General features: G+C 68.1%; 18 protein-coding genes. 12 read left to right on the forward strand and 6 right to left on the reverse strand.

The genetic code is table 11. The annotated features are described in order from the left end of the window. Nucleotides 1-6 precede the first annotated feature (6 nt). The 6 genes from VI08_RS03740 (at nt 7) to VI08_RS03760 (ending at nt 8,171) form a co-directional block, all read left to right on the forward strand. Nucleotides 7-1,080 (forward strand): ABC transporter ATP-binding protein, encoded by a 1,074-nt coding sequence (locus VI08_RS03740; RefSeq protein ID WP_045828205.1) that lies wholly within the window; start codon nt 7-9, stop codon nt 1,078-1,080. Nucleotides 1,081-1,090: 10 nt separating this feature from the next. After that, entirely contained in the window at nt 1,091-2,572 is a 1,482-nt protein-coding gene (locus VI08_RS03745) for a mannitol dehydrogenase family protein (protein WP_045828206.1), read from the forward strand. Between the two features lie 79 nt (nt 2,573-2,651). Beyond that, on the forward strand, nt 2,652-2,813 hold the full coding sequence (locus VI08_RS21615) for a hypothetical protein (RefSeq protein WP_157006306.1): 162 nt from the start codon (nt 2,652-2,654) through the stop codon (nt 2,811-2,813). A gap of 282 nt (nt 2,814-3,095) precedes the next feature. Then, the gene (gene ubiA, locus VI08_RS03750) at nt 3,096-4,022 is read left to right on the forward strand and encodes a 4-hydroxybenzoate octaprenyltransferase (protein WP_045828207.1); all 927 of its coding nucleotides are present in this window, start codon (nt 3,096-3,098) and stop codon (nt 4,020-4,022) included. A gap of 169 nt (nt 4,023-4,191) precedes the next feature. Continuing rightward, nucleotides 4,192-6,684, forward strand: a complete 2,493-nt coding sequence (locus tag VI08_RS03755; protein ID WP_045828208.1) for a TonB-dependent receptor — start codon at nt 4,192-4,194, stop codon at nt 6,682-6,684. Then, nucleotides 6,684-8,171: a CehA/McbA family metallohydrolase gene (locus VI08_RS03760; RefSeq protein ID WP_045828209.1), complete on the forward strand. Its 1,488-nt coding sequence runs from the start codon at nt 6,684-6,686 to the stop codon at nt 8,169-8,171. Before VI08_RS03755 ends, VI08_RS03760 begins: the two co-directional genes overlap by 1 nt. A gap of 91 nt (nt 8,172-8,262) precedes the next feature. Here VI08_RS03760 and VI08_RS03765 read toward each other — a convergent pair whose 3' ends face one another. The 3 genes from VI08_RS03765 to VI08_RS03770 all read right to left on the reverse strand — a co-directional run bounded on the left by VI08_RS03765 (nt 8,263) and on the right by VI08_RS03770 (nt 10,131). Next, nucleotides 8,263-9,048 carry a ComF family protein gene (locus VI08_RS03765; RefSeq protein WP_428992126.1) on the reverse strand — a complete coding sequence of 262 codons (786 nt, stop codon included), beginning with the start codon at nt 9,046-9,048 and terminating at the stop codon, nt 8,263-8,265. 93 nt (nt 9,049-9,141) lie between these two features. Continuing rightward, nucleotides 9,142-9,657: a hypothetical protein gene (locus VI08_RS21620; RefSeq protein WP_157006310.1), complete on the reverse strand. Its 516-nt coding sequence runs from the start codon at nt 9,655-9,657 to the stop codon at nt 9,142-9,144. A gap of 264 nt (nt 9,658-9,921) precedes the next feature. Continuing rightward, nucleotides 9,922-10,131, reverse strand: a complete 210-nt coding sequence (locus VI08_RS03770) for a hypothetical protein (RefSeq protein ID WP_045828211.1) — start codon at nt 10,129-10,131, stop codon at nt 9,922-9,924. A gap of 135 nt (nt 10,132-10,266) precedes the next feature. On the opposite strand from VI08_RS03770, the gene bioB reads away from it, so the two are divergent. The 5 genes from bioB to bioC are packed head-to-tail and all read left to right on the forward strand — an operon-like array spanning nt 10,267 to nt 14,915. Continuing rightward, nucleotides 10,267-11,277: a biotin synthase BioB gene (bioB, locus tag VI08_RS03775; RefSeq protein WP_045828212.1), complete on the forward strand. Its 1,011-nt coding sequence runs from the start codon at nt 10,267-10,269 to the stop codon at nt 11,275-11,277. Beyond that, nucleotides 11,274-12,491 (forward strand): aminotransferase class I/II-fold pyridoxal phosphate-dependent enzyme, encoded by a 1,218-nt coding sequence (locus VI08_RS03780; RefSeq protein WP_045828213.1) that lies wholly within the window; start codon nt 11,274-11,276, stop codon nt 12,489-12,491. The genes bioB and VI08_RS03780 overlap by 4 nt, the downstream gene beginning before the upstream one ends. Before the next feature lie 23 nt (nt 12,492-12,514). After that, a complete protein-coding gene (locus tag VI08_RS03785; protein WP_428992127.1) occupies nt 12,515-13,258 on the forward strand; it encodes a sulfurtransferase in 744 nt (247 codons plus the stop codon). Beyond that, on the forward strand, nt 13,255-14,028 hold the full coding sequence (bioH, locus tag VI08_RS03790) for a pimeloyl-ACP methyl ester esterase BioH (protein ID WP_269745822.1): 774 nt from the start codon (nt 13,255-13,257) through the stop codon (nt 14,026-14,028). Before VI08_RS03785 ends, bioH begins: the two co-directional genes overlap by 4 nt. Then, a complete protein-coding gene (gene bioC, locus VI08_RS03795; protein ID WP_045828214.1) occupies nt 14,025-14,915 on the forward strand; it encodes a malonyl-ACP O-methyltransferase BioC in 891 nt (296 codons plus the stop codon). Before bioH ends, bioC begins: the two co-directional genes overlap by 4 nt. Here the strand turns inward: bioC and VI08_RS03800 are convergent. The 3 genes from VI08_RS03800 to VI08_RS03810 all read right to left on the reverse strand — a co-directional run bounded on the left by VI08_RS03800 (nt 14,908) and on the right by VI08_RS03810 (nt 17,589). Continuing rightward, the gene (locus VI08_RS03800) at nt 14,908-15,468 is read right to left on the reverse strand and encodes a DNA-3-methyladenine glycosylase I (RefSeq protein ID WP_232309455.1); all 561 of its coding nucleotides are present in this window, start codon (nt 15,466-15,468) and stop codon (nt 14,908-14,910) included. The genes bioC and VI08_RS03800 overlap by 8 nt on opposite strands. Nucleotides 15,469-15,646: 178 nt before the next feature. Next, on the reverse strand, nt 15,647-16,588 hold the full coding sequence (locus VI08_RS03805) for a threonine ammonia-lyase (RefSeq protein ID WP_045828216.1): 942 nt from the start codon (nt 16,586-16,588) through the stop codon (nt 15,647-15,649). Further along, a complete protein-coding gene (locus VI08_RS03810; protein ID WP_045828217.1) occupies nt 16,588-17,589 on the reverse strand; it encodes an aldose 1-epimerase in 1,002 nt (333 codons plus the stop codon). Before VI08_RS03810 ends, VI08_RS03805 begins: the two co-directional genes overlap by 1 nt. A 72-nt stretch (nt 17,590-17,661) precedes the next feature. Between VI08_RS03810 and pepN the strand changes: the two genes are divergently transcribed. Then, nucleotides 17,662-20,310, forward strand: a complete 2,649-nt coding sequence (gene pepN / locus VI08_RS03815; protein ID WP_045828218.1) for an aminopeptidase N — start codon at nt 17,662-17,664, stop codon at nt 20,308-20,310. The last annotated feature ends 415 nt before the right edge of the window (nt 20,311-20,725 follow it).

Here is a 20,725-nt window from a genome sequence, read left to right on the forward strand (position 1 = left end):
TGACCCATGTCCCGTCTGGAAATCCGCAAGCTGCGCAAGTCGTTCGAGGGCACCGATGTCATCAAGGGCATCGACCTCGTGGTGGAGGATCGCGAGTTCTGCGTGTTCCTCGGCCCCTCGGGCTGTGGCAAGTCCACCACGCTGCGCCTCATCGCCGGCCTGGAGGAAGCCGACGAAGGGCAGATCCTGCTCGACAAGGACGACATCACCGACCGCGCCGTCGACAAGCGCGACCTGGCCATGGTGTTCCAGAGCTACGCGCTGTACCCGCACATGACCGTGCGCGAGAACATGTCGTTCGCGCTGAAGCTGGCCGGCGCCAAGCCGCTCGCCATCGACGAGAAGGTGGCGAAGGCGGCGAAGATCCTGGCCCTGGAGCCCTACCTCGACCGCAAGCCGTCGGCGCTTTCCGGCGGCCAGCGGCAGCGCGTCGCCATCGGCCGCGCCATCACCCGCGAGCCGCGCGTGTTCCTGTTCGACGAGCCGCTCTCCAACCTGGATGCCGCCCTGCGCGCGCAGACGCGCCTGGAGATCGCGCGCCTGCACCAGGAACTGAACGCAACGATGATCTACGTGACGCACGACCAGGTCGAGGCCATGACGCTGGCCGACAAGATCGCCATCTTCAGCGAAGGCCGCATCGAACAGATCGGCTCGCCGCTGGAGTTGTATCGCCGCCCGGTGAACAAGTTCGTGGCCGGCTTCCTCGGCATGCCGCAGATGAACTTCATGGCCGCCACGGCCGAAGGCGGCGACCTGCGCCTGGCCAACGGCAACGTGCTGCACCTGCCTGCGCAGATCGAAGCGCGCGGCGAACTGACCCTGGGCGTGCGCCCCGAGCACCTGCGCGTGTGCGAGGACGGCAACGGCACCGGCGAGACCCTGGCGGGCAAGCTCACCGTCGTCGAGCGGCTCGGCAGCGAAACCTATGCCTACGTCGACGTGCCCGGGCTCGGCACGATCACCGTGCGCGCCGATGGCGACTTCGAGCGCCGCGCGGGCCGCGATATCTGCATCCGCGTCGACCTCACCCATGCCTACGTGTTCGACGCCACCGGCAAAGCCATCCACCACCCTTAAGAAGGCCCCCATGGCTCTTACCCCGTCCCAACTCGATCGCCTCCCCCCGGGTGTCGACGCACCGCCGTTCGATCGCGGCAAGGTCACCGCCGGCATCGCCCACATCGGCGTGGGCGCGTTCCACCGCGCCCACCTGGCGATCTACACCAACCTGACGCTCACCGACCCCGACATGGCATCGTGGGGCATCCTCGGCATCAACCTGCTCGAGCACGACAAGCCGCTGGCCGACGCCTTCAAGGCGCAGCAGGGTTTGTACTCCGTGAGTGAGTTCGACCCGCACGGCACGCGCACCACGCATGTGGTGGGCGCCATGGTGGAGTACCTCTACGCGCCCGTCGACGGTGCCGCCAAGGTGTTGCAGCGCCTCGCCGACCCGGCCATCCGCATCGTCTCGCTGACCATCACCGAGGGCGGCTACCTCATCGACGAGCACGGCCAGTTCCGCCTCGACGATGCCACGGTGAAGCATGACCTCGAGCACCCCGATGAACCGAAGGGTGCCTTTGGCTTCATCGTCGGTGCACTGGCCCGGCGCCGCGCCGCGGGCGTGGAACCGTTCACCGTCATGTCGTGCGACAACCTGCGCCACAACGGCGCGCAGGCGAAAAAGGCCGTGCTCGCGTTCGCGAAGGCACGCTCGCCCGAGCTGGCCGCTTGGATCGACGCGCAGGTGGATTTCCCCAATGGCATGGTCGACCGCATCACCCCCGCGACCACGCCAGCGGTGCGCGACGAACTCAATGCGGCCACCGGCCTCACCGACGAAGCGCCCGTGGTCTGCGAGGATTTCATCCAGTGGGTGCTCGAAGACAAGTTCCGCCATGGCCGGCCGGCGTGGGAGCGCCACGGCGTGCAGATCGTCGACGACGTGTCGCCGTACGAGGACGCGAAGATCCGCCTGCTCAACGGCTCGCACCAGATGCTGTCGTACCCGGCCTTCCTTTCCGGCCACCGCCGCGTCGACCTGGCGGTGAAAGATCCGCTGTTCAACGCCTACCTCACCGCCTTCCTCAACGACGATGCCGGCGTGTGGCTGAAGTCGCTGCCCGGCATGGATCTCGGCCCGTACAAGAAGAAACTGCTCGATCGATTCAGCAACGAGTCCATCGCCGACCAGCTCGACCGCCTGTGCCTCGACGGCGGCTCCAAGATCCCGGGCTTCCTCGGGCCGACGATCACGGCGTGCCTGGAGAATGGCAAGGATGCGCGGCGCCTGGCGTTCCTTTTGGCCGCGTACGACCGCTACGTGCGCGTGGGGAAGGACGACGACGGCGCGACGTATCCCTTGCGTGAACCCAACGCGATGCGCCTGGTACAGCCGCTGATCGATAGCGGCTCGAAGGAGACGCTGATCGAAAGCGTGGAGCTTGTAGGGCCGCTACCGGCGAAAGACGAGCGCTTCCGCCGCCAGTACGACATCTACGTGGACGCCCTCGAAAAGCACGGCGTGCGAAAGACACTGGAACGGCTGGACGCCCTCGTCGACTAGGGTTTCATGGGGTGTACCCGGGGGCTTCACCCACCCGAACCTACGTTGGCTGCTCACCCAGCCGAGTGGAGCCCCCACCATGCCCCTCACCCCGACCAACCCCCAGCCGCCCTTCGCCGAACCGGGCAAGAACCGGCCGGAAGACGAGATCCGCCAGCCCGGCAGCTACCGGCCGGAGCGAGACGCGGACCCGGAACCGCCGGTCAATGATGATCCGGTCGAGCCGGCGGAGCCGAAGTAAAAAACAACTGTGGGAATAGAAAGGATACTGTGGGATTAGAAAGGATTATGTGGGAGCGCGCTTGCGCGCGATGGTGCTAGCGGCAAGGCCCATCGCGCGCAAGCGCGCTCCCACAGATGGACCCCACCGGTGGCCCCCATAAGTAGGCCCCACAGGTAGGCCCCCACAGGCCGGTTCCCACAGTTAGAATTCGGGGCCATGAGCCCCGCTTCCAAGAAAAACGCGCCCCGCCGCAAGATTCCCACGATGGCGCGCAAGCCAGCCGCAACGGCTCCGCCGCCCGTGCGCCCGGCCGATGCATCGACCACCGCCGAGAAGGTGCTCGCCTTCCTGCTGCGGGGCGCGCCGGCCGCCCGCCGCGACAAGATCTACGCGTTCCTCCAGCTCACCCGCATGGACCGCCCTATCGGCGCCCTGCTGCTCCTGTGGCCCACCTGGTGGGCGCTGTGGCTGGCCGCGAAGGATTTCCCGCCGATGGGCCCGCTGGTGATCTTCACCCTCGGCGTCTTCGCCATGCGCTCGGCCGGCTGCGCCATCAACGATTACGCCGACCGCAAGCTCGACCCACAGGTGGCGCGTACCGCGGGCCGCCCCATCGCGAGCGGCCGCATCACGCCGAAGGAAGCGCTCGTCGCCTTCGCGGCGCTGCTGGTGTTCTCGTTCGTCCTCGTGCTGTTCACCAACACGCTCACCATCCTGCTCTCGTTCGCGGGCGCAGGCCTGGCGGCGTTGTATCCCTTCACCAAGCGCTACACCAACCTGCCCCAGGTGGTGCTTGGCGCAGCGTTCGGCTGGTCCATCCCCATGGCCTTCGCCGCGGTGACCAACAACGTGCCGCCGGTGGCGTGGCTGCTGTTCATCGCGAACATCCTGTGGTCGGTCATCTACGACACCGAATACGCCATGGTCGACCGCGAGGAAGACCTGAAGGCCGGCGCGAAATCCACGGCCATCCTGTTCGCCGACGCCGACCTCGTCATCATCGGCGTGCTGATGGGCACGTTCCTGCTGGCCATGCTGCTGGTGGGTACGCGCAGTGCGCTGGGCTGGCCGTACTGGGCGGCGCTGGCGGTGGCCGCGGGCCTGTTCGGCTACCAGCAGTGGATCATGCGCGACCGTGCGCGCGACGCCTGCCTCACGGCGTTCCGCCACAACAACTGGGTGGGCCTGGCGCTCTGGGTAGGCATCGTCGTCGCCCTGGCACTGTGACGCGCGTCACCTTCGTCATCGGGCGGACATATGCGCTGCACGAGTCCGTCACCGCTAACCCATAAGTTCTTTCGGGTCGCGTACCCAGGGAGAGGCCGGCGCCCCGGCTAACCCCTGCTGGGCGGCGGGGTGGGTACGTGCAGCACCCATCCCGGAGTTCGACCCCATCATGCGTGACACCCCCCTCAGCCGCGCGCTCCGTGCGGCGATCGTCGGTGCGTTCGTGTTTTCCGCCGCCGCCCATGCGCAGGACGCCGCCCCCGAGAAGAAGGCCACCGACCTCGACAATGTCGTCGTCACCGCCCGCTCGGGCACCGACACCCGCACCAAGTCGGAAACCAGCTATTCGATCACCACGATCGACGAGGATCGCCTGCGCATGCAGGCGCCGACGAGCGTCACCGAGGCGGTGAAGTCGGTGCCGGGCTTCTGGGTGGAATCCAGTGGCGGCGAGGCCTCGGGCAACATCCGCGCGCGCGGCATCCCGGTGGATGGCTACGGCTCGGTGAACCTGCTCGAAGACGGCATCCCCGTGCAGCACGACCCGGCGCTGGGCTACCTCAACGCCGACCAGGCGTTCCGCCTCGACGAAACCATTGAGCGAGTGGAAGTGGTGCGTGGCGGCCCGTCGTCGATCTTCTATTCCAACGCGCCCGCGGGCGCGATCAACTTCATCCCGCGCCAGGTCGGCGATACGGCCGAGGGCCTGGTGAAGTACACGGTGGGCAACTACTCGCTCAACCGCCTCGACTTCTGGTACGGCACGCCCATCGGCGGCGGCTGGAAACTCGGCGTGGGCGGCTTCTGGCGCGTCGACGACGGCGTGCGCCGCCCGGGCTTCCACGCCGACGACGGCGGCCAGCTGCGCGCCACATTGTCGAAGCAGCTGGAGCACGGCGACGTGAGCTTCGACGTGAAGCACATGGATGACAAGGTGGCGCTGTACCTCGGCATACCGATGTATACCGATTCGCACGGCGATATCCGACCCGCGCCCGGCTTCAATGGCAACTACGGCACGCTGGCCGGCCCCGAGACCGAGAACCTCGACATGCGCGAGGCCGGCGGCGGCACGTACCACTTCGACAACAGCGAAGGCACGCACGTGAAGCGCACGCAGGTGTCGTTCAAGTTCAACCACGACCTGGGCGATGACTGGAAGCTCGCCGAGGCCATGCGCTACAGCACCACCGATACGCAGCGCAACGGCGTATTCCCCAACGCCGTGGGCACCGGGCAGTCGATCATCGACCAGGACAGCGCCAGGCGCCTTGGCCTCGTGCCCGGCGCCACGGCGCTGCAGCTGCGCTACGTGGATAACCCCGTCCAGGTGTTCAACACCAACGGCCAGAACGGCAATGGCCTGGTCGTCACCGGCGGCATCCGCGGCGTGACCATGCCGGTGAACGAGTTCATCAACGATACGCGCGTGCTGCGCAAGTTCGAGTTCGGCGAGCAAAGCCACGATGTGACGCTGGGCTATTACCACGCGAACTTCGAGCAGGATTTCGACCGCTACTCGTCGACGGTGCTGCTGGACGTGCGCGACAACGCGCGCCTGCTCGACCTCGTGGGCGTCGACGCGAACGGCAACGTGGTCGGCTCGCTCACCGACCACGGCTATTACGGCTACGGCTACGAGTGGGAACACGCCAGCGGCAAGTCGAACACCAACGCCGTGTACCTCTCCGACGAGTGGCAGGTGACGCCCGAGCTGCGCATCGACGGCGGCGCGCGCTGGGAGAAGGTCACCGTGCAGGGCTACACCGAGGGCAAGGCCACTGTCGACCTGGGCGGCTCGCCCGCGGCGGCGAAGGTGCTGACCGGCAACGGCCAGTTCACCCATTACGACCAGAGCTTCGACAAAACGGGCTGGACCCTAGGCGCGAACTGGCAGTTCTCGCCCCGCCAGGGCCTGTTCGCCCGCTGGACCTCCACGTTCCGCCTGCCCAACCTCAGCACCTATATCACCAGCCCCACGGCCACCCCGGTGCTGCAGACCATGGACCTGGGCGAGGCGGGCTGGAAGTACAGCGACCGCCTCGTGGACATGTACGCCACCGCGTTTTACACCAAGTACAACAACGTGGGCTTCTCGAACTACGTGTTCGACCGGAACACCAATACCTCCACGCCGCAAACGGGGTACGCTGACACGAAGACGTATGGCCTCGAGCTGGAGGGCACCGTGTACCCTGTCAAATGGTTCGACGTGCAGTTCAACGCCACGCTGCAGCAGCCGAAGTACAAGGGCCTGCGCTACACCGAAGTGGTCAACAACGCCCCGGTGCTGCGTGATTACGAAGACAACCAGCTGATCCGCGTGCCCAGGGTGAGCTACCGCATCGTGCCGGGCGTGAACCTGCTGGATAACCGCCTGCGCCTGCAGTTCTCGTACGAGTACGAAGGCAAGCGCTACGTGGATACCGCCAACTCGGTGCGCCTGCCCGCCTACCACGTGGTGAACTTCAGCGCCCGCTACGACGCCACCCAGCAGCTTTCGCTGTACCTGTACGCCGACAACCTGTTCAACTCGCTGGGCCTTACCGAAGGCAACCCCCGCGCGGGCGAACTGGCCAGCAACGACGTGGGTGCCACCACGTTCATCGCGCGCCCGATCCTGGGCCGTTCGTTCCGCGCCGCCGCGATGTACCGCTTCTGATGCGCTCCCTCATCGCCCTGTTCCTCGCCTGCTTCGCCGCCGCCACGTTCGCGGCGGAGCGCGCCCCCGACGTGGTGCTCCGCGGCAACCTCACCGGCAAGGACAACCACACCTACCGCGAGGTGCCCTTCGAGGTACCCGCCGGCACGCGGCGCATCACCATCGACGTCACCTACACCGGGCGCGAGCAGCGCACCACCATCGACCTGGGCCTGCTCGGCCCCGGCGGCTTCGCGGCGCAGGATGGCTTCCGCGGCTGGAGCGGCGGCAGCAAGCGCCGCTTCACGGTGTCGGCCACCGATGCGACCGCGTCGTTCCTCCCCGGCGAGATCCAGGCCGGCCCGTGGCGCCTGCTGCTCGGCATCCCCAACATCCGCCCCACCTCCACGGCCACGTTCACGGCCGATGTGTGGTTCTCGGGCGATGACGAGGGCTTTGGCCCCGAGCATGGGCTCACCGCGCCACTGAAAACGGCGGATGGCTGGTACCGCGGCGACCTGCACATGCACAGCGCGCACAGCGACGGCAGCTGCAGCAATGCCAGCGGCACCGCGAAGGTGCCCTGCCCCCTGTTCCTCACCATGGCGAACGCGGCGAAGCGCGGCCTCGATTTCATCGCGATCTCCGAGCACAACACCATGTCGCAGGTATCGCAGATGCGCGAAGCGCAACCGTACTTCGACACCATGCTGATGATCCCCGCGCGCGAGATCACCACGTTCGAAGGCCACGCCAACCTGTTCGGCGTGGCGCGGCCGCTCGATTTCCGCGTGGGCAGCGCCACGGTGCCCGACTGGAACGCGCTCACCGCCGACGTGGCGAAGGCGCACGGCCTCATCTCCATCAACCACCCGCGCCGCCCCAACGACGAGACCTGCATGGGCTGTGGCTTCACGCCGAAGAAGCCGGTCGACATGCACGGCTTCCAGGCCATCGAAGCCATCAACGGCCGCGACCCGGGCCGCGCTGATTCCGGCCTGCCGTTCTGGGAGAAACAACTGGACGCCGGCATCCGCATCACCGGCATCGGTGGTGGCGACAGCCACGACGGCAGCGACGGCGCGCGCGACGAGCTGGCCGGCGTCATTGGCGTCCCCACCACCGTGGTGCATGCCAGCGAGCTGTCGATGGACGGCATCCTCGACGGCATTCGCGCGGGGCATGTGTTCATCGACACGGAAGGCACGAAGGACCGGATGCTGGACGTGGCGGCGAGTGCCGGCGGCGCCGTCGCGCACATGGGCGATGCATTGGAAGCGGCCAGGGGCGTGATGGTGAAGTTGGCCGTGCAAACCCACGCCGTCGACGGCATGCAGGCCATCGCCACCGTGGATGGCAAGCGCGCCGGCACCCGGCCCATCCGCGCCGATGGCGCCGTGGCGTTCGACTGGAAAAGCGACGGCAAACCGCACTGGTACCGCGTCGACGTACGTGACCCCGCAGGCAAGCTGTTGCTGCTGGGCAACCCCGTATACCTCAACCACTAGCGGAATCCGCGGTTTGTAGGAGCCCACTCCGTGGGCGACAGCCTTTTGCGTGAGAGGTCGCGGCAGAAGATGTCGCCCACGGGGTGGGCTCCTACAGTTGCGTGGCTTCTGCGCGCTTGAAGTCCGGCTTGGGCGTCCGCGCCAGGGCCCAGACGTCGACACGTGCCACGCCGGCCGCGCGCAGCGCCAGCGCGCACTCAGCCAACGTCGCGCCTGTCGTCATCACATCATCGACGACGGCGACGTGCTGCAGGCCTTCGACGAAGCGCGCTTCGAACGCCCCAAGCACGTTGCGGGCCCGCGCCTCGGCGTCCAGCTCGCTTTGCGCATCGGTACGCCGCACGCGCGCCAGCAGGCGTGGGTCCACGCGCACGCCGAGATGCCGCGCCACGGGCTTCACCAGTTCCAGCGCCTGGTTGAATCCGCGCGAGCGCAAACGCGATACGTGCAAAGGCACGGGAACCACCACCTCGGGCAAGGCGGGCGGCGCGCCAGCCGCGATCCACTGCCGCGACAGCACCTTCCCCGCGACGAGGTTGCCGCCGAACTTGAAGCGCGCTTCGAGCACGTCGAGGGGGAAGCCGTATCGATAAGGCGCCCACGCGACCTGCCAGGGTCGCTCTTCCTTCAGGCAATCACCGCACAGCGTTGCCGTGCGAGCCAGCGGCAGGGCGCAGCGTTCGCAGTGACTCGTGTTCCGGGCCAGAGAGTTGGCACACGCCACGCAAAGCTCGATGTCACCGCTACCCGGAGCTCCGCAGAGCAAGCAGCGTGCTGATGCAAGAAACTGCCCAACGCGTCCCAACCTTTCTTTCCATCCCACGAACACCTCACATCGATAACGAAGCACCCTGTGACTGCTGCAATTCCTGTGCACGCTGCCCAGCGTCTATTACACGCTGCTGATCGAACTGCTGCTCATCCCGAAGGCTTTGCTCCGCCGGAGGGTTGCTCAATGCCTGTGTGACGGTCACGGCGCGCCACCCTCGCCGATAAGCATGAGCTGCAGCGACTCGTCATAGGACCACCCAATGACATCCAAACCATACTGACCGGGCACATCGATATCGTTGATATCACCGTATACGGTGACACTTAGTGGCGTGCCATTCTTGACGTATCGCATCAAGCTATATCCATCACCGGTACTTCGAAAGATCTCCGGGACGACAGAACACACTCGGCAACTGATTCGCTGTGGCGATTTACGGCACAGGCTCTCATAACCATCACCGACGACAGCTTCACGGCAATCCGGGTTGGGCACAGGAGACCACCCATCGCCCAGCAAGCGACACCTGAATTCAACGAATGAAGAAATGTTCTTGTACTCGAAGCCTAGATGGGTGGATTCTTCGCCGCTTTGAGCTACGTTCGCCACGGTGACAACCTCGGCGCGCGCAAGCGGAGTGTAGGCATCCGTACCAGTGGCTGCACCCGATAGCGCGATACCCAAGGCAGCCGATACGATCGTTCCAACATTCATTTGATCACCCTCATCCGTCGCGCCGCGGAGTGCATTTTGGTCCGCGGCTACCCTTGACTTCCGAGGTATCCGGAGAGGTACGCACAGCCAGCGACGGCGAATGCACCAAGCACGATCGCGAGGGCTGATCGGAAGAGGAGGTTCATCCCAGGCGTTCCTTGCGTGACTTCGAGCAGCGAAGTCACGCAAGGTAACGATCAGAGCCAGGTCATTTCTATCGAAGAATTCTGAAAATGACTGGGAATTTACTCAACGAGGAGGAACTCAGTCCCGCGTGCGGAACATCGCCGCGTCGACGATCGACCACAGGTGGATGATCCAGCCCAGCCACACGATCCACAGCACCGCGGCGAGCACGAACATGATCAGCGCCTTGAAGACGCGACCCTGCACCAGCTGGCCGAGGCCGGGGATGAAGAAGCTACAGACCGCCGCGATGACGTTGCCGCTGCTGCCCTGTCCTGCTGCGCTCATGGAAACACTCCTTGGGGGTTGCGCCCATCGTACGGCAGCGCGGGGCGAATGAACGGTAAACCTGTGGCATACCGTTAAGGTTGACAGTGCCGGGGCGGGCGCCGACACTGCGCGCCTTCGCCACGGGAGCCCTCCATGACCGCAGCCCTCCGCCACGACTGGACCCTCGACGAGGTCGAACGCCTGTTCGCCCTGCCGTTCAACGACCTGCTGTTCCAGGCGCAGAGCGTGCACCGCGCGCACCACGACCCCAATGCCGTCCAGGTCTCCACCCTGCTTTCGATCAAGACCGGCGGCTGCCCGGAGGATTGCGCCTACTGCCCGCAGGCGGCGCGCTACGCCACCGGGGTGAAGGCCGAGAAGCTGATGAGCGTGGAGGCGGTGCTCGCCCGTGCCCAGGCCGCCAAGGATGCCGGCGCCAGCCGGTTCTGCATGGGAGCCGCGTGGCGCTCGCCGAAGGACCGCGACGTGGCCAAGGTGGCCGAGATCGTCAGCGCGGTGAAGGGCCTGGGCCTGCAGACCTGCGCCACGCTAGGCATGCTCTCGCAGCCCCAGGCCGATACGCTGAAGGCGGCCGGCCTCGATTTCTACAACCACAACCTGGATACCTCGCCCGATTTCTACGGCGAGATCATCCACACCCGCGAGTACCAGGACCGCCTGGACACGCTCGACCACGTGCGCCAGGCCGGCCTGCGCACCTGTTGCGGCGGCATCGTGGGCATGGGCGAGTCGCGCACCCAACGCGCCGGCCTGCTGCGCACGCTGGCCAACCTGCCCGAGCACCCGGAGTCGGTGCCCATCAACCGCCTGGTGCAGGTGGCCGGCACGCCGCTGCACGGTACCGACGCGCTGGATCCGTTCGAGTTCGTGCGCAGCATCGCCGTCGCCCGCATCCTCATGCCGGCCTCGGTGGTGCGCCTCTCGGCCGGCCGCGAGACCATGGACGACGCGCTGCAGGCCCTGTGCTTTGCCGCGGGCGCCAATTCGATCTTCTACGGCGAAAAGCTGCTCACCACGGGCAACCCCGACGTGGAGCACGACCGCCGCCTGTTCGAGCGCCTCGGCCTGAAACCGCTGGAAGTGGAGGTGGAGCCCGGCACGGTGCACGCCGACATCGTCGAACCCGCCGACGCGGTGGCATGAGCCCGCGGCCCGACCTGCGCGGGCGCCTCGCGGCGGCCCGTGCGCAACGCGAACACGCCGGCCTGTCGCGCCGCGTGCGCGCGTGCGACGTGCTGCCCGGTGGCCGGCGCATGGTCGGTGGGCGGGTCCTCACGGATTTCTGCGGCAACGATTACCTCGGGCTGGCCAGCCACCGCGACCTGGTCACCGCGCTGACCCGCGCCGCCGTCGCGGAAGGCGTGGGCACGGGCGCCGCCCACCTGGTCTCGGGCCACCGCGGCGAACACCACGCGCTGGAGGAAGAGCTGGCCGAGTGGACCGGGCGCGAGCGCGCCGTGCTGTTCTCCACCGGTGTGATGGCGAACCTGGGCGCCCTGCAGGCGCTGCTCGGCGCCGGTGCCATGCCGGGCCGCGAGGCCGCCTTGTGCGTGCAGGACAAGCTGAACCACGCCAGCCTCATCGACGGCGCCCAGCTCGCGGGTGCGGCCCTGCGCCGGTACCCGCATGGCGACGCGGCCGCCGCGGCGCGGCAGCTCGATGCCCAGCCCGGCCTGCCGGCCCTGCTCGCCACCGATGGCGTCTTCAGCATGGACGGCGATATCGCGCCGCTCGCCGCGCTGGCCAGCCTGTGCCGCGAGCGCGCGACGCTGCTTTATGTCGACGACGCCCACGGCATGGGGGTGCTGGGCCCCGCCGGCGCCGGTTCGGTGGCGGCGGCCGGCCTTGGCAGCAAGGATGTGCCCGTCCTGATGGGCACGCTCGGCAAGGCGCTGGGCTGCGCGGGCGCCTTCGTGGCGGGCGATGCCGACATAATGGACGCCATCGTGCAGTTTGCCCGCCCCTACATCTATACGACGGCGATGCCCGCGGCCCTGGCCGCCGCGACGCGGGCGGCGCTGCGCCTGGTCCGCGAGGACAGCGAAGGGCGCCGCGAGCGTCTCGCCGCGAACGTCGCCCGCTTCCGTGCCGGCGCCACGGCCCTTGGCCTGCCACTGATGCCTTCGACCACGGCCATCCAGCCCCTGTTACTGGGCGATGCCGGCTCGGCCGTGGCGGCCGCACGGCTGCTCGAGCAGGCCGGGTTCCTCGTCGTGGCGATCCGCCCGCCCACCGTGCCGCCGGGGGGTGCCCGGCTGCGGATCACCCTGTCGGCCGCCCATAGCGAGGCCCGCGTGGACGCCCTGCTGGACGCCCTGGCCCGCATCCCGCTGCCCGCGCAGGCCATCGCCGTATAATGGGCGGCCCCGCGCCGCGCCCCATGCCCATGTCGATCCTCAATATTTCCGCCTACAAGTTCGTCGGCCTCGACGACCTGGCCGCCTTGCGCGGGCAGATCGCCGCGCGCTGCGAGGCCCTGGCGCTGAAGGGCACGATCCTGCTGGCACCGGAAGGCATCAACCTCTTCCTGGCCGCACCGCGCGACGCCATCGACGCGTTCATGGCATGGCTGCGCGACGACGTGCGCTTCGCCGACATCACGCCGAAGGAAAGCTGGTCCGACGACGTGCCCTTCGGCCGCATGCGCGTGCGCCTGAAGAAGGAAATCATCACCATGCGCGCGCCGGCGATCCGCCCCGAAGCGGGCCGTGCGCCGCACGTGCTGCCCCGCGACCTGTGCCGCTGGCTCGACCAGGGCCATGACGACGCAGGCCGCGAGGTGGTGCTGCTCGACACGCGCAACGATTACGAAGTGGCCGCGGGCACGTTCGAGGGCACGGTGGAGTACGGCCTCGCCAGCTTCACCGGCTTCCCCGGCGCGGTGGCCGCCGACCGCGCACGCTTCGACGGCAAGACGGTGGTGTCGTTCTGCACGGGCGGCATCCGCTGCGAGAAAGCCGCCATCCACATGGAAGGCCTTGGCATCGAGCACGTGTACCAGCTCGAAGGCGGCATCCTCAAATACTTCGAGGACGTGGGTGGCGCGCACTGGCGCGGCGACTGCTTCGTCTTCGACGGCCGCGGCGCGGTCGATCCCTCGCTGGCACCGAGCGACGCGCCGTGAGCGGCCTCTACATCGAACGCCGCGGCAGCGGCAGCGTGCCGCTGGTGATGATCCACGGCTGGGCCATGCACGGCGGCATCCTGCATCCGCTGGCCGAGGCGCTCGACGCGCATTGCGACATGTATCTCGTCGACCTGCCCGGCCATGGCCGTTCGCGTGACTCGGGCATCCCGCTCGACCCGCGCGCGTGCGCCGACGCCATCATCGCGGCGACACCGCCCGCCATCTGGCTGGGCTGGTCGCTGGGCGGCCTCGTCGCCACGGTGGCCGCGCTCGAGGCCCCCACCGCCGTGACGCGGCTGGTGGCCGTGAGCTCCACGCCCCGCTTCGTGCGCGGCGACGACTGGCCGCATGGCAACGACCCCGCCATGGTGCGCAAGCTGGCGGCCGACCTGGAAGCCGACTACAAGGCCACCGTGGACCGCTTCATCGCGCTGGAAGCCATGGGCAGCCAGGACCCACGCGCGGAAACGCGCCGCCTCATGGCGGAGGCCTACGAGCGCGGCGAGCCCGATCCGCGCGTGCTGATGGAAGGCCTGCGCCTGCTCGAAGACACCGACCTGCGCCCGCGCCTGGGCGAGCTTTCTATGCCCAGCCTGTGGATCGCCGGCCGCCGCGACCGCATCGTGCACCCCGCGGCCATGCGCTGGGCGGCCGAGGCCGCCGGCGGCCGCTTCATCGAGCTGGCCCACGCCGGCCACGCCCCCTTCATCGGGCATGCCGCCGAGCTGGCGGCGGCCCTGACACAGCCCACCGGCCCCCACGCATGAGCGATTTCCATTTCGACCACCGCCAGGTGCGGCGCAACTTCGGCCGAGCGGCCGGCACCTACGAAAAGCACGACGCCCTGCAGCGCGAGGTTCAGTCCACGCTCATCGAGCGCCTGGACGCTTTCCCGCAGGTGCCCGAGGTGGTGCTCGATGTCGGCGCCGGCACCGGTCGCGGCACCGCCGCGCTGAAGAAGAAATACCCGAGGGCCCAGGTGATCGCGGTGGATATCGCGCTGCCGATGCTGAAGCAGGCGAAGCAGAACGCGGCATGGCTGAAGCCGTTCGCGCGCGTGGCGGCCGATGCCTACACGCTGCCGGTGCCGGACAACAGCGTCGATATCCTCTTTTCGAACCTGTGCTTCCAGTGGTGTGAGGACCTGCCGCGCCTGTTCGCCGAATGCGCCCGCGTGCTGAAGCCGGGCGGCCTGCTCACCTTCTCCACGTTCGGCCCCGATACGCTCACCGAGCTGCGCGCCGCGTGGGCCAGCGCCGACCAGCATGCGCACGTGGCACGCTTCCTCGACATGCACGACGTGGGCGACGCCATGCTCGCGCAGGGCCTGAAGGACCCGGTGCTGTTCGCCGAGCGCTACACGCTGACCTACCCGACACCCCGCGCGCTGCTGGACGAGCTGCGTGGCCTTGGCGCCAACAACGCCGACGCCGGGCGCCTGCGTGGCCTGACCGGCAAGCAGCACTACCGCCGCATGCTCGACGCCTACGAAGCCCTGCGCACGGAAGGCACGATCCCCTCGACGTGGGAAGTGGTGACCGCGCATGCCTGGGGCCCGCCCGAGGGCCAGTCGCGTCGCGAAGGCGGTGGCGAGATCGCCAGCTTCTCGATCGACAAGCTGCGCGGCTCGCGCCGGAAGAACCCCTTCACCTGAGCCCCTGCCCGTGGCGCTCGCAGCTGGCGAGGTGGTCGTCGACCATGCCCGCCGACTGCATGAGGCCGTAGCAGATGGCCGTGCCGGCGTAGCGGAAGCCACGCCGACGCAAGTCGAGCGCCATGCGATCGGATACCGCGGTGCGCATGGGCAGCTCGCGGGGGTGCGCATGCGCGTTGACGATGGGCTCGCCGCCCGTGTGGGCCCACAGCACCTCGCCCAGCGACTCGCCCCGCACGGCCATGGCCTGCACGATGCGCGCGTTCGTGCGCACCGACATGACCTTGAGGCGGTGGCGGATGATGCTTCGATCGGCCATGGCGCGCGCCATCTCGTCGTCATCCATCGCGGCGATGCGCGCGATGTCGTAATCGTGGAAGACGCTGCGGTAAGCGTCGCGCTTGTTGAGCACCGTGCGCCAGGCCAGCCCCGCCTGGGCGCCCTTCAGCGTGAGCAGTTCGAACAGGCCGCGATCGTCACGGACGATGCGCCCCCATTCGTTGTCGTGCCAATCGCGTTCGATGTCGCTGTGTTCGGCCCAGGGGCAGCGCATGGCGCACCTCATCGTCTCGTGGAAGGGACGACAAGCTTAGGAACGCGGCGCATGGCGATCTGTCCGCCACCGACGACACGGTGCGTGGGCCTGGGGCGCCAGGAGACCATGGGCGCGCCCGCGTCGGAACAAGGGCACGGCCTACATGCCTTGGGCAACCGCCCGAACCGGCGCTGCGTTACCAGGGCAACGCATCGAGGTCGACATTGCCGCCCGTGATCACCGCGCCCACGCTGCGGCCGGCGAACTCGCCGGGGTAGCGAAGCATGGCCGCCAGCGTCGTGGCGCTCGATGGCTCGACGATGGTGCGCAGCTCGGTCCACATGAGGCGCATCGCGGCCACCACCTCGGCATCGCTGACGCGCAGCACGCGCACCTGGTGCTGGCTCAGGGCCTGGAAGTTCGGCTCGCCCACCAGGGTGCGCAAGCCGTCGCAGACGGTTTCCGGGGTAAAAGGCCCCACCCGCGCGCCCGCCTCGAGCGAACGGGCCGCATCATCCGCACCCTCGGGCTCCGCGCCGAGCAGCGCGATCGACGCGTCGATGCCGTGTGCCGCGATGGAGCAGCCTGCCGCAAGGCCACCGCCGCCCACCGGGAACAAGAGCGTATCGATGCCGGGTGCCTGCGCCATCAGTTCCAGCACCAGGGTGCCCTGGCCCGCCATGACCCGCGCATCGGCATACGGATGCACGAGCGTCGCCCCCGTGGCGGCCATGACCTCCGCCGCCATCGCTTCGCGCGCGGCCGTGGTCGGCGCGCAACGATGGATGGTGGCGCCCGCAGCGACGATGGCATCCACCTTGGCTTTCACCGCGCCCTCGGGGACGACGACATGCGCGGTGATGCCACGCGTGCGTGCCGCCATGGCCAGCGCATTCCCGTGGTTGCCGGAGGAATGCGTGACCACGCCACGCGCGGCGTCTTCATCCCCGAGCGACCACACCGCGTTGGTGGCACCACGGAATTTGAACGCACCGCCACGCTGCAGGTTCTCGCACTTGAACCACACGGTGGCACCGACGCGCGCATCGATGAGCTCGCTGCGCATCACCGGCGTGACGCGTGCGTGCGGCGCGATGCGCGCCGCCGCATCGCGCACATCGTCGAACGAGGGCAGCATCAGGCGATGAACTCCACGCCGCACGCGAAGCGGCGCTCTTCACCCGGCGCCAGCCTGAGTAGCGGTGCGCAATCTTCGCGGTTAAATGCGTCAGCCATGCATTCCATCGGCTCGAGCGCGACGGACTTGCGCGGGTCGCGCTCGTTCGTATCCGAAGTGAACGCGAGCATCACGCCGCGCTGCTGCCACACGGCGATAGCCGTGCCGGCCTTCGGGTCGCGCAAGTAGGTGCGTGCCTTGCCATCGTCATCCACCTGCAGGTCGGTGTAGGTGGTGTTGAGCTCGGTGCTGCCAATGCCATGCGGCTGGCGGAAATCGAACGCCGCGTCCACGTCGTCGATTGATTGCCACGCCTGGCGGCCAGGCAGCGGGATGAAGCCCTCGTCGACGGCGATGACCGTCTGCGCCGGCACCTGCAGCTCCCAGGTGTCGATGGGGTTGTCGGAGAGGCGGAAGTACGGGTGCCAGCCGAAGAACACCGGCGCGGCATGGTCGCCCACGTTGCGCGTATGGGTTTCGATCGAAAGGCCCTTCGCGTCGAGCGTGAAGGTGATGCTGAAATCGAGCGCGAACGGGTAACCCGGGTAGGCATCGGGGCGGATGGCCTGCGTCGCGAACGTGGCGGTGGCCTGGTCGTCGCCCGCCGCCTCGTGCGCCACGTCGAACATCACGCCGCGCACGAAGCCGTGGCGGATGGCGCGATCGGCCGTGGCACCTGGCTGCAAATCGTAAGCGGTTCCTTCAAACGTGTAGCGCGCATCGTTGATGCGGTTGGCGAAGGGTGTCATGACGGCGAAGCGCGAACCCTTGTGCGGCACCAGCTCCTGCTCGTTGAGGAACGCGTCGGCGATGTTCCGCATGCCGCCGCCGGTGGGGTAGCTGATGGAGAGCACGGTGGCGCCGCGGCGGGCGATGTAGATCTCGCGCTGGGCCTGGCTATCGCGCAGGACAACCACTTCCTGGCTGCCCATCGAGGAACGTGTCACGGTGAAACGGGACATGGGGAGGGTTCCTTTTGACGAATCAGGCCGCATGTTAGCCTGCCTGAGCCCGCACCACGACGCCTCGATGCCATGAGCGACCGATCCGACGCCCCCACCTCCGTCATCCGCCTTGCCGATTACCGCCCGCCCGCGTGGGCGGTGGCGCACGTGGCGCTGGAGTTCGACCTGGGCATCGACCGCACCGAGGTGCTGGCTACGCTCGAGCTGGTGCGCCAGGCCGACGAGCCCATCCGCCTCGACGGCGAAGGGCTTGAACTGCTTGAACTCCACCTCGACGGCCGCCGGCTGGGCGAGGGGGAGTACATTCTTGCGAATGGCGTGCTCGAGGTGGGCGTGGACGGCGACCGCTGCACGCTCGCCACCCGCGTGGCCGTGCGCCCCGCCGAGAACACCGCGTTCGAGGGGCTCTACCTCTCGGGCAGCCGCGACGCCGGTTTCCTGCTCACGCAGTGCGAAGCCGAAGGCTTCCGCCACATCACGTTCTACCCCGACCGCCCCGACGTGCTGTCCACGTTCACGGTCACGCTGCGCGCCGACAAGGCGCGCTTCCCCGTGTTGCTGGCGGGCGGCAACCCCGATGGCGCGGGTGATCTCGGCGACGGGCGCCACTGGGCGCGCTTCGTCGACCCGCACCCGAAGCCGAGCTACCTGTTCGCGCTGGTGGCCGGGCGCCTCGAGCGCATCAGCCGCGACTACACCACGGCCGATGGCCGGGCGGTGGCGTTGCACATCTGGGCCGAGGCCGATGTCATCGATCGCTGCGACTACGCCATGGATTCGCTAGAGCGTTCCATGCGCTGGGACGAACAGGCCTATGGCCGCAATTACGACCTCGACGTGTTCCATGTCGTGGCCACCCATGATTTCAACATGGGCGCGATGGAGAACAAGGGCCTCAATATCTTCAACGCGAAGTACCTGCTGGCCGACCCGGATTCGAGCACCGACGACGAATACCGCCACGTCGAAGCGGTGGTGGCGCACGAGTATTTCCACAACTGGAGCGGCAACCGCGTCACCTGCCGCGACTGGTTCCAGCTCAGCCTGAAGGAAGGCCTCACGGTCTTCCGCGAGCAAAGCTTCTCGGCCGACATGAACTCGGCGCCGCTGAAGCGCATCGAGGATGTGTCGCTGCTGCGTCGCGCGCAGTTCCCCGAAGACGCCGGCCCGCTGTCGCATCCCGTGCGGCCGTCGCAGTATTCCGAGATCAACAACTTCTACACCGCCACGGTGTACGAGAAGGGCGCAGAGCTGGTGCGCATGCTCGCCGGGCACCTGGGCCACCAGGGCTTCCGCAAGGGCATGGATCTTTATTTCGAGCGCCACGATGGCCAGGCCGCCACCATCGAGGATTACCTGGGGGCCCTGGGCGACGCGAACGGTGTCGACCTCGCGCCTTACCTGGCGTGGTACGGCCAGGCCGGCACGCCGCGCCTCAGCGCGGAGGGCCGTTACGACGAAGGCAAGCGCCGCTACCGGCTGCTGCTGCGCCAGCGCACGCCCGCCAGCGCGGGCCAGCCGAACAAGCAGCCGCTGCCGGTGCCCGTGCGCCTGTCGCTGTTCGATGCGAGCGGCCGCGCGCTGCCGTTGCGCCTCGAGGGCGAAACGCAGGCCAGCGCCGTCGAGCGCACCGTGGTGCTCACCGGCGCGGAGCAGGCGTTCGTCTTCGAGGATATCGATGCCGCGCCGGTGCCGTCGCTGCTGCGCGGCTTCTCGGCCCCGGTGATCCTCGAATGCGAGTACGCCCCGCGCGAACTGGCGCTGCTGCTGCGCCACGACGCGGATGGCTTCAACCGGTGGGATGCCGGCCAGCAGCTGGCTGGCCTGGCCTACGACGCGTGCCGCGACGGCGAACCGGCGGGCGCGGCCGTGGCCGCGTGGGCCGATGCGCTGGCCGGGCTGTTCAGCGACGCGGGCATCGACGATGCCCTGCTGGCCGAACTGCTCACCCCGCCGGGCGAGATCGAGCTGGTCGAGCGCCAGCCCGAGCGCGATCCGGAACGCATCCGCGCCGCGCGCCAGGCCATGCTGCGGGCACTGGCCAGCGCCATCGGCACCGACGCCCTGCGCACGCGCTACGACAGCTTGCGCGCCCAGGCCAGCGCCGGGCTCGACGCGGCCAGCCAGGCCCGGCGCCAGCTGAAGCGCCGCCTGCTGGATCTGCTCGCGCTGGTGGACGCGAACGAGGGTAAGGCCCTGGCCGCCGCGCAATACGACGCGGCGCCCGGCATGACCGACCGCCTGGCCGCCCTGGCCACGCTGGCCGTCACCGCCCCGGCCGCCGCCGAGGCCCCGCTGGCGCACTTCCGCGAGCGCTACGACGGCAACGCGCTGGCCCTCGACAAGTGGTTCGCGTTGCAGGCGCAGCTGCCGGGCGACGGCGCGCTGGCCCGCGTCCAGGCCCTGGAACGCGATGACGCGTTCACCCTGAAGAACCCCAACCGCGTGCAGGCCCTGCTGGGCACGTTCGCGCGCACCAACCCCACGGGGTTCCACCGCGCCGATGGCGCGGCCTACCGCTGGCTGGCCGATCGCCTCGTGGCCATCGACGCCCTGAACCCGCAGGTGGCCGCCCGCGTGGCGACGGCGTTCAACGGGTGGAAGCGCCTTGAGCCCGCGCGTCGCGAGGCGGCGCATGCGGTAGTGGCGGAACTGGCCGGGCGGAAAGATCTCTCCCGAGACCTCACCGACATCCTGGCGCGGGTTGCCCTAGGGTGACGTGATTATCAAAAACTGACGCTCAGCGTCAGCAATTGCCGAAATAGAGTCGGCGTTTGACGAAAAAGTCACACATGGTTCATTTGAACGGTGTAGTGTTGGCTCCAACGAAGAAAGCCGCGGCAGGGGCCGCGGCTATTCGTGCCAATCACTTCGGTTTCTGGCGCCCAGCAGCACGGTCATCCTGGATTCCCCCTGTTCCTGAGACCGCTGGGCGCCAGATCTCATTTCTGAACCGAATGGGGCATCCTTGCCCACATCCTGCTTCCTTCCCCCGGCACCCGATCAAGCCCCTGTCGCTCGATCTCGGCGCGCGTATGTCGCGCAGCGTCTGCCCGGTTGAAGTGCGCCATAAGCAAAGCAGCATTCGTGCCAAGTGAAACTATCCGGGCCCATAGCACCTCACTCCCGCTCC

This window comes from Luteibacter yeojuensis, from assembly GCF_000964085.1.
In the GTDB taxonomy this organism is placed as follows: domain Bacteria; phylum Pseudomonadota; class Gammaproteobacteria; order Xanthomonadales; family Rhodanobacteraceae; genus Luteibacter; species Luteibacter yeojuensis_A.

Excerpts from the sequence above, each read along its gene's own strand:
- VI08_RS03800 (WP_232309455.1), bottom strand. The coding sequence starts at position 15,468 with ATGCGCTGCCCCTGGGCCGAACACAGCGACATCGAACGCGATTGGCAC.
- VI08_RS03780 (WP_045828213.1), top strand. The coding sequence starts at position 11,274 with ATGAGCCCGCGGCCCGACCTGCGCGGGCGCCTCGCGGCGGCCCGTGCG.
- VI08_RS03770 (WP_045828211.1), bottom strand. The coding sequence starts at position 10,131 with ATGAGCGCAGCAGGACAGGGCAGCAGCGGCAACGTCATCGCGGCGGTC.
- pepN (WP_045828218.1), top strand. The coding sequence starts at position 17,662 with ATGAGCGACCGATCCGACGCCCCCACCTCCGTCATCCGCCTTGCCGAT.
- bioB (WP_045828212.1), top strand. The coding sequence starts at position 10,267 with ATGACCGCAGCCCTCCGCCACGACTGGACCCTCGACGAGGTCGAACGC.
- VI08_RS03760 (WP_045828209.1), top strand. The coding sequence starts at position 6,684 with ATGCGCTCCCTCATCGCCCTGTTCCTCGCCTGCTTCGCCGCCGCCACG.
- VI08_RS21620 (WP_157006310.1), bottom strand. The coding sequence starts at position 9,657 with ATGAATGTTGGAACGATCGTATCGGCTGCCTTGGGTATCGCGCTATCG.
- VI08_RS03745 (WP_045828206.1), top strand. The coding sequence starts at position 1,091 with ATGGCTCTTACCCCGTCCCAACTCGATCGCCTCCCCCCGGGTGTCGAC.
- VI08_RS03755 (WP_045828208.1), top strand. The coding sequence starts at position 4,192 with ATGCGTGACACCCCCCTCAGCCGCGCGCTCCGTGCGGCGATCGTCGGT.
- VI08_RS03810 (WP_045828217.1), bottom strand. The coding sequence starts at position 17,589 with ATGTCCCGTTTCACCGTGACACGTTCCTCGATGGGCAGCCAGGAAGTG.
- VI08_RS03785 (WP_428992127.1), top strand. The coding sequence starts at position 12,515 with ATGCCCATGTCGATCCTCAATATTTCCGCCTACAAGTTCGTCGGCCTC.
- VI08_RS03740 (WP_045828205.1), top strand. The coding sequence starts at position 7 with ATGTCCCGTCTGGAAATCCGCAAGCTGCGCAAGTCGTTCGAGGGCACC.
- VI08_RS21615 (WP_157006306.1), top strand. The coding sequence starts at position 2,652 with ATGCCCCTCACCCCGACCAACCCCCAGCCGCCCTTCGCCGAACCGGGC.
- bioC (WP_045828214.1), top strand. The coding sequence starts at position 14,025 with ATGAGCGATTTCCATTTCGACCACCGCCAGGTGCGGCGCAACTTCGGC.
- VI08_RS03805 (WP_045828216.1), bottom strand. The coding sequence starts at position 16,588 with ATGCTGCCCTCGTTCGACGATGTGCGCGATGCGGCGGCGCGCATCGCG.